Origin of the sequence: Diaphorobacter sp. HDW4B (assembly GCF_011305535.1) — a bacterium.
GTDB lineage: Bacteria > Pseudomonadota > Gammaproteobacteria > Burkholderiales > Burkholderiaceae_C > Diaphorobacter_A.
This window is the reverse complement of record NZ_CP049905.1, coordinates 1,397,367-1,410,183: the sequence shown is the minus strand read 5'-3', so window position 1 is coordinate 1,410,183 and position 12,817 is coordinate 1,397,367. Positions and strand designations below refer to the sequence as shown.

The window sequence follows — 12,817 nt, the reverse complement described above, 5'->3', positions numbered from 1 at the left end:
TGACTCGCTCAACTTGGAGGGAATTCGAATGAATCGGAAATTGCTGTGCAGTGCGCTGACCTGCAGCGCCGTGCTGTTGAGCGCCTGCGGTGGTGGTGGCGGCATTGTTCATCCCGAGAGCGACACGAAGAAGAACGTGCTGTTCTTTCTGGGTGATGGCATGGGCATCACGACCCTGACCGCCGCGCGCATTTACAGCGTCGGGGAAGACGGTGAGCTCACCATGGACAAGCTCCCCGAAACCGCGTTCGTTCACACCTACTCCAATGACGCGCAAGTCACGGACAGCGCGCCGTCGATGGCAGCCTACATGACTGGTGTGAAGATGAACAACGAAGTCATCTCCATGACGGCCGACACCAAGGCCACCGACGCGAGCGGCAAGCCTTATCACACGAATTTCGACAGCACCTGCCCCACCACCAATGGCAAAGCGGTGCCGACGTTGCTGGAGCAAATGAAGGCTGCGGGTTATGGCACGGGCGTGGTCAGCACGACGCGCATCACGCATGCCACGCCTGCCGCAACCTATTCGCACGTCTGCCATCGTGATGCGGAAAACACCATTGCCGCAGCGCTGGTGCCCGCAGGCAAGGGCTACAACGCGGCGCTGGGGGATGGCGTGGATGTCATCTTTGGTGGTGGCTCCAGCTACTTCACCCCCAAGGCCGATGGTGGCAAGCGCAACGATGCCCGCAACCTGATGACCGAGTTGAAGGCGCAGAAGTACAGCGTTGCCGCCAGCAAGGCCGACTTCGACAAGCTTCCGGTGGATGGCAGCAAAGTGGTGGGCCTGTTCACCAAGGATCACATGGCCTACGACCTGGATCGCGATGCGAGCAAGGAGCCGAGCCTCGCCGAAATGACGGGCAAGGCCATCGATGTGCTTGCGGCCAAGAAGAAAAATTTCTTCCTGATGGTGGAGGGTGGTCGTATCGACCACGCGCTTCATGCCACCAACGCGCGCCGTGCACTGCAGGATACCGTGGCGTTCGACGATGCCATCAAGGCCGCTTTGGCGAAAATGGAAAAGCTCGATCCCGGACTGAAGAACACGCTGGTGGTGGTGACGGCCGATCACGACCACACCATGCATCTCAACGGTTATGCGCAGCGTACCGGCAAGACGGAAGCCGGCAAGCCCGGCATTCTGGGGCTGGTGAAGAACTACGTGGATGGCAAGGCGTCCACGGACGTTGGCGGCAATCCGTACACCATTCTGGGCTTCGGCAACGGACCGAACCGCCCGGCGGCTCGCGCTGCCATCAACGAGGCGTCGCTTGAGAGCCGCGACTATCTGCAGGAAGCGGTGGTGCCGCTGGCCACCGAGACCCATGGCGGAGCCGATGTTTTTCTGGGCGCGCAGGGGGCCGGTGCCGATTCCTTCTCGGGTGTGATCGAGAACACCGACGTGTTCAAGCTCATCAAGAAGAGCATCAATCTGTGATGCCGAACTTCTGAATCAGAACACGCAAGGAATACAAAATGCACCCGAAATTCAATCGCAAGAACTCTCTCGCAGCAGTGCTTGCCGGATCGCTCGCACTGCTGTCGTCTGTCGCAGCCAATGCGGCTGGCGAGGCCAAGAATGTGATCTTCTTCCTGGGCGATGGCATGGGGCCGGTCACCGTGACTGCGGCGCGCATCTACAAGGGCGAGAAGCAGTTGGCACAAGCGCCAGGCTCGCTTGTCAGCAGCGAGCGTGCGAAGCTTGCCATGCAGTCGCTGCCATTCGCCGCACGCGTGAAGACCTTCTCGCGCGATGGTCAGACGACCGACAGCGCGCCGTCCATGGCGGCGTACATGACGGGCGTGAAGATGAACAACGAAGTCATCTCCATGTCTGCGGAAACCACTGCCTATGCGGCGGATGGCAAGCAGTACATCAATGGAGAAGATTCGACTTGTGCGACAAGCAACGGCCAACCGGCGGTTACGCTGCTGGAACTGGCCAAGGCGCAGGGGCGCGCCGTGGGCGCTGTTTCGACCACGCGCGTGGGCCACGCAACGCCAGCAGCCACATATGCGCACATCTGCAATCGCAACGGCTACAACACGATTGCCGAGCAGTCCGTGCCGGGGCATGCCAGGTACAACACGCGTCTGGGGGATGGTGTGGATGTGTTGATGGGTGGCGGTCAACGCAACTATCTGCCCAAGTCGGTCAACCCGAGCAGCAAACGCAGCGATGACGCCAATCTGGTCGAGATGATGAAGGCCAAGGGCTACACCTATGTGAGCAAGGGCAGCGAGCTGGCGTCGCTGAACGCCACGTCCACCAACAAGCTGCTTGGCCTGTTCACGCAAAGCGAGATGGCCTACGAGCTTGATCGCGTGAAGCAGAAGCTGGACGAGCCCAGCCTCGCCGACATGACGAGCAAGGCGCTGGATGTGCTCTCGCGCAACAACAAGGGCTTCTTCCTGATGGTGGAGGGTGGCCGCATCGACCACGCGTTGCACGGCACGAATGCCAAGCGTGCGCTGGAAGACACGCTGGCTCTGGACCATGCCATCGAAACCGCAATGGCCTATATGGAAAAGAAAGATCCGGGGCTGAAGAACACGCTGATCGTGGTGACTGCGGATCACGATCACAACATGGTGTTCAACGGTTATTCGAAGATCGGCAATCCGATTCTTGGCAAGGTCAAGGACTACCAGAGCGGCGACATCGCCAAGGCGCAGGATGGCAAGCCGTACACCACGCTGGTGTTCGGCAACGGTGGCCGACCGAACGACTCGGCTGCGAGCAAGGTGAATGCGGAAGACGGCAACAAGCCCTGGATCGCTCCCGCACGTGGCGCCTCGCGCGAAGACATCACTGCGGTCGACACCACCGATGACAACTATCTTCAGGAAGTTGGCATCAACCTCGGCACGCCCGGATCGGAGACCCACGGCGGCGGTGACGTGATGTTGTTTGCCGGTGGCGCGGGCGCGAAGATCTTCAAGGGAACGGTAGACAACACCAAGGTATTTTCCAAGGTGAAGGAAGCTGCAGGACTGTGATGCACTGGGCTGCTGTCCTCGTTCTTGCAAAAGGAGAGGGGAGCAGCAGCGGCGGTTCACATCGGCATTTGGGAATCGGATATCGGATGATCATGAAGAAGTTTGTTCAGACCCTTGCAATCTGTGGCACCGCAGCCATGTGGGTGGCGCCGATTGCATCTGTGGCCGCCGAGCCAGTCATGCTGACGGCAACGCAGCGCATCCAGTCCGCCCCGCAAATCGATCTTCGCATCACCTATGAAGCCATGAGCATCGGCAGCGATGGCGTGCAGCGCAGCAGTGTCTACACCAACCGCGTGTACCGGCGCAGCGCGCAGCTTTGGATCGAGCGCGAGTTGCCCGAGGCGCTCCAGCACAGCAACAGCCATGGGCATGAGCACGCGCATGGTCCGCATGCTGGACATGCACACGACGAGGCGCGCGGCGCGCCGCTGTTCATCAAGCGTGCAGAGGATGGCAAGGTGAGCGTCGAAGCCGTGCTGGCCAAGCTCAAACGTGTGATTTCGGTCGACGAGGCGCACCATGGCAACGTGGGTTTTGGTGGCTCGTTCGAGAACGTCTACTGGATCGTGCCGCCCGCATCGCTGCAGAACATGGAGCGCGTGGGCAAGCCCGTCAACGGCTTGCAGCGCTACCGCAGCGTTGCCGGGGAGCAGACGACACTGATCGATTGGGACGTGGCGAACCAGTTTGCGCAGCGCGTGGAGCGCAAGGACGCCCATGGCATGGAGCGCATCGTGATCACTGCCAAGCGTCTGCCCTTGCCGCTGGCGCAGCCTTGGCTGGCGACCAAGGACTTTGAACGCGGCGACTATTCCGATCTGCTGGATTGAGGCGGATGGAGGGCGGATGGAGGGCCGAAGTGCAGGAAGGGTGTGTTGCGAGGGCTATCATCACCCTCAGCATCCACCGTTCTCCACTTTCATGGCCCGACTTCCTCGCCTCACGCTCCCCGGTTACCCGCATCATGTGATCCAGCGCGGGAACAATCGTCAGCCGATCTTCTTTGATGCGGCGGACCGGGAAATGATGTGGGGGCTGCTGTGCGAATACGCGCGCGAGCAGCAAGTGGCGGTTCACGCCTATGTGCTGATGGACAATCACTTCCACCTGCTCGCCACGCCGCAGACCGAGCGCGGCATCACGTTGATGATGCAGGCCGTCGGGCGGCGCTATGTGCGGTATTTCAACCAGCGGCATGGGCGCTCGGGCACGCTGTGGGAAGGGCGTTATCGCAACACGCTGGTGCAGGCTGAGCGGTATCTGCTCCCGTGCATGGTGTATCTCGATTTGAACCCGGTGCGCGATGGGCTGTGCAACGATCCGGCGGACTTTCGCTGGTCCAGCCACGGGCATTACATCGGCCTGCGCTCGGATCGGCTGATCACGCCGCATCCGCTTTACTGGGCATTGGGCAACACGCCTTTTGCGCGGGACGAGGCCTATGCGGTGATGGTGCGAGAGGGCATCGGACGTGCCGAGCAGATGGCGATCACCGACAGCGCGCTCAATGGTTGGGCGTTGGGCGATGCAGATTTTCTGGCGTCTTTGCAACAGTCGACCGCGCGCCGGGTGGTCAAGGCGCGCGTAGGACGGCCTTCGAACGCCAAAACGGAAGAGTGAAAAATCTCTGAGAAGTGGTTGATGTGAAAGGGCTTATTGCTGCTGAATTTGATATGTCCCTAATTTCAATGCACCAAAATAGTGAATTTTAATTTGGTGTTCTGACCCCAATTAAAATGCTTGCGTCCATATGTTGCATTGCACTACTCTTGCATTCCCCGCGATAAATTGAGGAAGAGCGCCATGACTACGGCAGCAGAAATCCAGTACTTGCAAGAGCACGGTTTGTATTCGAAGTCCAACGAGCACGATGCGTGCGGCTTGGGTTTTGTCGCCCATATCAAGGGTGAGAAGCGCCACGACATCGTGACCGGCGCGCTCAAGATTCTGGAAAACCTCGACCACCGTGGTGCCGTGGGCGCTGACAAGCTCATGGGCGACGGCGCGGGTATCCTGATCCAGATCCCCGACCAGCTCTACCGCGAAGAGATGGCCAAGCAGGGCGTGGAACTGCCACCGCTCGGCGAATACGGCGTGGGCATGATCTTCCTGCCCAAGGAACATGCTTCGCGTCTGGCTTGCCAGCAAGAGATGGAACGCGCCATCAAGGCCGAAGGCCAGGTGCTGCTCGGCTGGCGCGATGTGCCGGTGAACCGCGACATGCCCATGTCGCCCACCGTGCAGGAAAAGGAACCCATCCTGCGCCAGGTCTTCATCGGCCGCGGCGCTGACGTGATCGTGCAGGACGCGCTCGAGCGCAAGCTGTATGTGATCCGCAAGACCGCATCTGCCGCCATTCAGAACCTCAAGCTCAAGCACAGCAAGGAATACTACGTTCCGAGCATGAGCAGCCGCACCGTGGTCTACAAGGGCCTGCTGCTGGCTGACCAAGTGGGCGTGTATTACAAGGATCTGGCTGACGAGCGCTGCGTCTCGGCCATCGGTCTGGTGCACCAACGCTTTTCCACCAACACCTTCCCTGAGTGGCCGCTGGCTCACCCATATCGCTATGTGGCGCACAACGGTGAAATCAACACCGTGCGCGGCAACTACAACTGGATGCTGGCGCGCGAAGGCGTGATGGCGTCGCCCGTGCTGGCCGATGATCTGAAGAAGCTGTATCCCATCAGCTTCGCCAACCAGTCCGACACCGCCACGTTCGACAACTGTCTCGAACTGCTGACCATGGCTGGCTACCCCATCAGCCAGGCCGTGATGATGATGATCCCGGAGCCTTGGGAGCAGCACGAATCGATGGACGAGCGTCGCCGCGCGTTCTATGAATATCACGCCGCGATGATCGAGCCATGGGACGGCCCGGCCTCCATCGTGTTCACCGATGGCCGCCAGATCGGCGCCACGCTGGACCGCAACGGCCTGCGTCCATCGCGTTATGTGGTGACGGAAGATGATCTGGTGATCCTCGCTTCCGAAGCCGGCGTGCTGCCCGTGCCCGACAGCAAGATCGTGCGCAAGTGGCGTCTGCAGCCCGGCAAGATGCTGCTGATCGACCTGGAACAAGGCCGCCTGATCGAAGACGATGAGCTGAAAGCCAACGTCGTCAACACCAAGCCTTACAAGCAGTGGATCGAGAACCTGCGCATCAAGCTCGACGAAGTGAGCCTGCCTACCGATGTGCAGCAGCCTGTCTCCGCGCTGCCGCTGCTCGAGCGCCAGCAAGCCTTCGGCTTCACGCAGGAAGACATCAAGTTCCTGCTGGCACCAATGGCCAAGAACGGCGAAGAAGGCATTGGCTCGATGGGCAACGACAGCCCGCTGGCTGTGCTGTCCGACAAGAACAAGCCGCTGTACAACTACTTCCGCCAGATGTTCGCGCAGGTGACCAACCCGCCGATCGACCCGATTCGCGAAGCCATCGTGATGTCGCTGGTGTCGTTCGTGGGTCCCAAGCCCAACCTGCTGGACATCAACCAGGTGAACCCGCCGATGCGTCTCGAACTGCATCAGCCCATCCTTGATTTCAAGGGCATGGCCAAGCTGCGCGAGATCGAGAAGTTCACGCACGGCAAGTTCAAGAGCGCGACCATCGACATCACCTACCCGCTCACATGGGGCAAGGAAGGCGTGGAAGCCAAGCTCGCGTCGCTGTGCGCGCAGGCCGTGGATGAAATCAAGGGTGGCGCGAACATCCTGATCATCAGCGACCGCAACATCTCGGCCACGCAAGTGGCGATCCCTGCGCTGCTGGCGCTGTCGGCCATCCACCAGCATCTGGTGAGTGAAGGTCTGCGCACCACGGCGGGTCTGGTCGTTGAAACCGGTTCAGCCCGCGAAGTGCATCACTTCGGCGTGCTGGCTGGCTACGGTGCGGAAGCCGTGCACCCCTACCTCGCGCTGGAAACCCTGGCCGAGATGCACAAGGACATGTCGGGCGAGATGTCTGCCGACAAGGCCATTTACAACTACGTGAAGGCCGTGGGCAAGGGTCTCTCCAAGATCATGTCCAAGATGGGCGTGAGCACCTACATGAGCTACTGCGGTGCGCAGTTGTTCGAAGTGGTGGGCCTGAACAGCGAGACCGTCAACAAGTACTTCACCGGCACCGCCAGCCGCGTGGAAGGCATCGGCGTGTTTGAAGTGGCTGAAGAAGCCATCCGCAATCACGTGGCCGCTTTCAGCGACGACCCCGTGCTCGAAACCATGCTCGATGCCGGTGGCGAATACGCCTGGCGCGCTCGCGGTGAAGAACACATGTGGTCGCCTGACGCGATCGTCAAGCTGCAGCATTCCACACGTGCCAACAACTGGAGCACGTACAAGGAATACGCACAGCTCATCAACGACCAGAGCAAGCGCCACATGACGCTGCGCGGTCTGTTCGAGTTCAAGGTCGATCCTGTCAAGGCGATTGCCGTTGAAGAGGTCGAGCCTGCTGCAGAGATCGTCAAGCGTTTCGCCACCGGCGCGATGTCGCTGGGTTCGATCTCCACCGAAGCGCACGCAACGCTCGCCGTGGCGATGAACCGCATCGGCGGCAAGAGCAACACGGGCGAAGGCGGCGAAGATCCCAAGCGCTATCGCAACGAGCTCAAGGGCATTCCAATCAAGAAGGGTGAAACGCTGGCTTCGGTGATTGGCGAAGCGCAGGTGATGGCCAACATCGAACTGTGCGACGGCGATTCGCTGCGCTCCAAGATCAAGCAAGTGGCTTCGGGCCGCTTCGGTGTGACGGCGGAATATCTCGTCTCGTCCGATCAGATTCAGATCAAGATGGCGCAAGGCGCAAAGCCCGGTGAAGGCGGTCAGTTGCCAGGCGGCAAGGTGTCCGAATACATCGGCATGCAGCGCTATTCGGTGCCGGGCGTGGGTCTGATTTCGCCACCACCGCACCACGACATCTACTCGATCGAAGACTTGGCGCAACTGATTCACGATCTGAAAAACGTGGCTCCACATGCCGACATCTCGGTGAAGCTGGTGTCCGAAGTGGGCGTGGGCACGATTGCCGCTGGCGTCGCCAAGTGCAAGAGCGATCACGTGGTGATCGCCGGTCACGACGGCGGTACTGGTGCATCGCCTTGGTCGTCGATCAAGCACGCGGGTTCGCCTTGGGAAATCGGTCTGGCTGAAACGCAGCAGACGCTGGTGCTCAACCGCCTGCGTGGTCGTATCCGCGTGCAGGCCGACGGTCAGATGAAGACCGGCCGCGATGTGGTGATCGGCGCGCTGCTGGGTGCTGACGAGTTCGGCTTCGCAACGGCTCCGCTGGTCGTCGAAGGCTGCATCATGATGCGCAAGTGCCACCTGAACACCTGCCCAGTCGGCGTTGCCACGCAAGACCCAGAGCTGCGCAAGAAGTTCTCGGGCAAGCCTGAGCACGTGGTGAACTACTTCTTCTTCATCGCTGAAGAAGTCCGTCAGATCATGGCGCAACTGGGCATCCGCACATTCGACGAACTGATTGGCCGCGCTGATCTGCTCGACACCCGCAAGGGCGTGGAACACTGGAAGGCACAAGGCCTCGACTTCTCGCGTCTGTTCGCGTTGGCACCTGTGCCTGCCGACGTGGCCCGTTTCCACGTCGAAAAGCAAGACCACAAGCTGGAACAAGCGCTGGACGTGAAGCTCATCGAGCGCTGCCAGCCCGCCATCCAGAACGGCGAATCCGTGCGCATCATGGAAGTGGCGCGCAACGTGAACCGCTCCGTCGGTGCAATGCTGTCGGGCGCTGTGACCAAGGTGCACCCCGAAGGTCTGCCGGATGACACCATCCGCATCCACTTCGAAGGCACGGGCGGTCAATCGTTCGGCGCGTTCCTGTGCAAGGGCGTCACGCTGAACGTGTCCGGCGAAGCCAACGACTACACCGGCAAGGGCCTGTCGGGCGGCCGCATCGTCGTGCGTCCAAGCCATGAATTCCGTGGCGCATCGACGGCCAACACCATCGTCGGCAACACCGTGATGTTCGGTGCCACACGCGGTGAAGCCTTCTTCGCTGGCGTGGCTGGCGAGCGCTTCGCAGTGCGTCTGTCGGGTGCCACCGCTGTGGTCGAAGGCGTGGGTGATCACGGCTGCGAATACATGACTGGCGGTACCGTTGTGGTGCTGGGCAAGACCGGCCGCAACTTCGCAGCGGGCATGAGCGGCGGTGTCGCTTACGTCTACGACGAAGACGGCCAGTTCGACTCGCGCTGCAACATGTCCATGGTGTCGCTCGAACGCATCCTGCCTGCCGAAGAGCAGACAATGACTGTCGCACGTGGCATCTGGCACCGTGACCAGACCGACGAAGCACAGCTCAAGAAGCTGCTCGACGACCACGCTCGCTGGACCGGCAGCCGCCGTGCCCGCGAACTGCTGGACAACTGGGCCGCATCGCGCAGCAAGTTTGTGAAGGTCTTCCCGACCGAGTACAAGCGCGCGCTGTCGGAAATTTATGAACGCAAGGTGCTGGAAGAGCAAGCAACTCCCTCGGTTGCCTCCAAGGCCAAGAAGGAAGTGGCTCCAGCGAAGTAAAAAAAAGATCAATGACAGGCGCGTACAGCGCGCTTGTCCTTCGCTTCTTCGCTTCTTCGCAATACCAAGCACTCGAATTCATAAATTTTTAGGACACCACGATCATGGGAAAGACCACAGGCTTCATGGAATACGAGCGCATCGACGAGGGCTACGAGCCCGTCGACAAGCGCCTGAAGAACTACAAGGAATTCGTCATTGCGCTCAATGACGAGCAGGCCAAGATCCAGGGCGCGCGCTGCATGGATTGCGGCACGCCGTTCTGCAACAACGGCTGCCCGGTCAACAACATCATTCCGGACTTCAACGATCTCGTCTATCACCAGGACTGGAAGAGCGCGATCACGGTGCTGCACAGCACCAACAACTTCCCGGAATTCACCGGCCGCATCTGCCCCGCACCGTGCGAAGCAGCCTGCACGCTGAACATCAACGACGACCCCATCGGCATCAAGTCGATCGAGCACGCCATCATCGACCGCGCCTGGGAAGAAGGCTGGGTCAAGCCCATGCCCGCCAAGGTCAAGACCGGCAAGAAGGTCGCCGTCATCGGCGCAGGCCCTGCCGGCATGGCTGCGGCTCAGCAGCTCGCCCGCGTCGGTCATGACGTGACGCTGTTCGAGAAGAACGACCGCATCGGCGGCCTGCTGCGCTACGGCATTCCAGACTTCAAGATGGAAAAGTCGCACATCGACAAGCGCGCCGAACAGCTCGTTGCCGAAGGCGTGAAGATCCGCACCAGTGTGTTTGTTGGCGCGGCCAAGGATGGTCTGGGCAAGGACTCCAAGGTCACCAACTGGGCCAAGGAAACCGTCACGCCCGAGCAATTGCAAAAGGAATTCGACGCCGTGCTGCTGACCGGCGGCGCAGAGCAGTCGCGTGACCTGCCCGTGCCGGGCCGCGACCTCGACGGCATCCATTTCGCGATGGAATTCCTGCCGCAGCAAAACAAGATCAACGCTGGCGACAAGCTCAAGGGCCAGATCCGCGCCGATGGCAAGCATGTCATCGTGATCGGTGGCGGCGACACGGGCTCCGACTGCGTGGGTACATCGAACCGCCACGGCGCTGCCAGCGTCACGCAGTTCGAGCTGATGCCGATGCCGCCCGAGCAGGAAAACAAGCCGCTGGTCTGGCCGTACTGGCCCACCAAGCTGCGCACTTCGTCGAGCCACGAAGAAGGTTGCGAGCGCGAGTTCGCCATCGCCACCAAGGAATTCATCGGCGAGAAGGGCAAGGTCACCGCGCTCAAGACGGTCCGCATCGAAATGAAGGACGGCAAGCTCACCGAAGTGCCCGGCACCGAACAAGTCCTGAAGGCCGATCTGGTGCTGCTGGCCATGGGCTTTGTGAGCCCGGTCGCCGCCGTGCTCGAAGCCTTCGGCGTGGACAAGGATGCTCGCGGCAACGCACGCGCCAGCACCGATTTCATGGGCGGCTACGCCACCAGCGTGGACAAGGTGTTCGCCGCCGGCGACATGCGCCGTGGCCAGTCGCTCGTCGTGTGGGCGATCCGCGAAGGCCGTCAGGCTGCACGCTCGGTGGACGAGTTCCTGATGGGTATCAGCGAACTGCCACGCTGACATCCTGACTCACGGGGTTGATTGCGCGAAGCGCCTTGATCGGTAACGATCAAGGCGCTTTTTTGATGCCGGATTCAACCGGGAAGTTCGTCAAGAATCCTGCGATTGGCCTTGAGATGTTCTTCCACTCTGGCAATCTGCATATCGATGTCCGAAACGACGCTTTTTGAAGAGCTGCGGGGCATCTTGACGGTCTTGAACACGAACACTGGAATGGCAATGACGGCGATGTACCAGAGGATGTTCAAGAACACTTGAATCGCGGGGCGAACTGTTGCCGAGCCTATCAGCATCAGTCCCCCGAAGAACACGACAACGAGCGTCAGTATGGTGAGCGATTTTCGACCACTGCGTGCGCGCTGAAGTGTTTCCTTTTCCGAGGCAATCGCTTCAGTGCGCCGTGCGGTCAATTGATTCAGCTCGTTCGTGAGGCGAGGAATGGCCAGTTCGGCAGCGGTTCGATCCGTGCCGCGCTGCACGGCATGAATGGCACTTTCCATGCGGCGAAGTGTGACCGTGCCACCTTTGCGCTCCACCATCTGGGACGATCCGCAATACGAGCAGGCGAATCTATCCACGTCATCCGTGATCTGCAATGGCGCTGAACAGTTCACGCAGGACAGGTTCAATAAAGGCACGATTCCCTCCCTTGGATTGTTGGACCGGACTGAAGCGAAGCTGCGGGTCTGGACCCTCTTGTTTGCCGCAGCTTCCATGTCAGTGGATTTTATGCAATGGCTTTTCGCTGCTTGCCTCAGGCCGGTCTGTTTTCACGACAGGAATCAATGCGTGCCTGACATCACTCGCCGCCAAACTCCTCGTCCAGCTTCTGGTACTTGTCGATGCCGACGATCTTCACGAAATCCATGTAGTTCATCATCTTCTGCGTATCGGCCTGGGTGGTGCCGGATTGCTTGAGGTTCTGCAGCACGTCGAGCGAAGTCTTCGCCGCAGCAAACAAGGTGGTCACCGCATACAGCACGACGGAAAAGCCCATGCCGCGCAGTTGGTCCACGTTGAGTGCCGTGGTCTCGTTGCCTTCGACGATGGAGATCACCTTGAGGCCTTCAAGGCGCGTGGCGATCTGCTCGACTTGGGCGATGGTCTTCACACCATCGACAAACGCGAGATCCACGCCCGCATCCTGATAAGCCTTGGCGCGATCGATGGCGGCGTCGATGCCGTCCACGCCGAGCGCGTCGGTGCGGCCGATGATCTGCAGCGGATGATTTCCGCGCACTTGCACGGCGGCCTTCAATCGCTTGACGCTCTCGCCACGGCTCAGCAGGCGAATGCCAGCCATCTGCCCGCAGCGCTTGGGGGCCACCTGGTCTTCCAGATGAATCGCAGCGACGCCCGAGTTGGCGTACTCCACCACTGTGCGCTCGATGTTGCTGATGCCGCCGTAGCCCGCATCGGCGTCGGCAATGATGGGCACGTTGGTCACGCGCACCATGTTGCGGGCTTGGGTGAGCATTTCGGTCTGCGTCATCAGGCCGATGTCGGGCACGCCCAGCGTGCTGGCGGTGGCACCGAAGCCGGTCATGTAGATGGCGTTGAAGCCCGCGTGTTCGACAAGGCGCGCGGTCAGCACGTCGGGCGCGCCGGGGGCCTGCAGCATTTCGCCGCGCGCAAGCATGTCCTGCATGCGCTGGGCCTGATTGGTCATGTTCACGGCCATGGGC

At 60.6% G+C, this 12,817-nt stretch carries 8 protein-coding genes; 6 read left to right on the top strand and 2 right to left on the bottom strand.

Going from position 1 to position 12,817, the window contains the following annotated elements; genetic code table 11:
* Positions 1-28 precede the first annotated feature (28 nt).
* From G7048_RS06675 to G7048_RS06650, 6 genes are all read left to right on the top strand, one after another.
* Positions 29-1,447: an alkaline phosphatase gene (locus tag G7048_RS06675; protein WP_166067375.1), complete on the top strand. Its 1,419-nt coding sequence runs from the start codon at positions 29-31 to the stop codon at positions 1,445-1,447.
* Between the two features lie 38 nt (positions 1,448-1,485).
* Positions 1,486-3,009 carry an alkaline phosphatase gene (locus tag G7048_RS06670; RefSeq protein ID WP_166067374.1) on the top strand — a complete coding sequence of 508 codons (1,524 nt, stop codon included), beginning with the start codon at positions 1,486-1,488 and terminating at the stop codon, positions 3,007-3,009.
* A 92-nt stretch (positions 3,010-3,101) separates the two neighbouring features.
* The gene (locus G7048_RS06665) at positions 3,102-3,842 is read left to right on the top strand and encodes a hypothetical protein (protein WP_240933196.1); all 741 of its coding nucleotides are present in this window, start codon (positions 3,102-3,104) and stop codon (positions 3,840-3,842) included.
* Between the two features lie 91 nt (positions 3,843-3,933).
* Entirely contained in the window at positions 3,934-4,632 is a 699-nt protein-coding gene (locus tag G7048_RS06660; protein ID WP_166067373.1) for a transposase, read from the top strand.
* A gap of 183 nt (positions 4,633-4,815) precedes the next feature.
* Complete coding sequence (locus G7048_RS06655) at positions 4,816-9,549, top strand: glutamate synthase-related protein (RefSeq protein ID WP_166067372.1); 4,734 nt, start codon at positions 4,816-4,818, stop codon at positions 9,547-9,549.
* A 104-nt stretch (positions 9,550-9,653) separates the two neighbouring features.
* Positions 9,654-11,132: a glutamate synthase subunit beta gene (locus tag G7048_RS06650; RefSeq protein ID WP_166067370.1), complete on the top strand. Its 1,479-nt coding sequence runs from the start codon at positions 9,654-9,656 to the stop codon at positions 11,130-11,132.
* 74 nt (positions 11,133-11,206) lie between these two features.
* Here G7048_RS06650 and G7048_RS06645 read toward each other — a convergent pair whose 3' ends face one another.
* On the bottom strand, positions 11,207-11,770 hold the full coding sequence (locus tag G7048_RS06645; RefSeq protein ID WP_166067369.1) for a hypothetical protein: 564 nt from the start codon (positions 11,768-11,770) through the stop codon (positions 11,207-11,209).
* 161 nt (positions 11,771-11,931) lie between these two features.
* Positions 11,932-12,813 (bottom strand): oxaloacetate decarboxylase, encoded by an 882-nt coding sequence (locus tag G7048_RS06640; protein WP_240933195.1) that lies wholly within the window; start codon positions 12,811-12,813, stop codon positions 11,932-11,934.
* Positions 12,814-12,817 lie beyond the last annotated feature (4 nt).

Coding starts and splice junctions, on each gene's coding strand:
- G7048_RS06675 (WP_166067375.1), top strand. CDS start 29: ATGAATCGGAAATTGCTGTGCAGTGCGCTGACCTGCAGCGCCGTGCTG.
- G7048_RS06670 (WP_166067374.1), top strand. CDS start 1,486: ATGCACCCGAAATTCAATCGCAAGAACTCTCTCGCAGCAGTGCTTGCC.
- G7048_RS06665 (WP_240933196.1), top strand. CDS start 3,102: ATGAAGAAGTTTGTTCAGACCCTTGCAATCTGTGGCACCGCAGCCATG.
- G7048_RS06660 (WP_166067373.1), top strand. CDS start 3,934: ATGGCCCGACTTCCTCGCCTCACGCTCCCCGGTTACCCGCATCATGTG.
- G7048_RS06655 (WP_166067372.1), top strand. CDS start 4,816: ATGACTACGGCAGCAGAAATCCAGTACTTGCAAGAGCACGGTTTGTAT.
- G7048_RS06650 (WP_166067370.1), top strand. CDS start 9,654: ATGGGAAAGACCACAGGCTTCATGGAATACGAGCGCATCGACGAGGGC.
- G7048_RS06640 (WP_240933195.1), bottom strand. CDS start 12,813: ATGGCCGTGAACATGACCAATCAGGCCCAGCGCATGCAGGACATGCTT.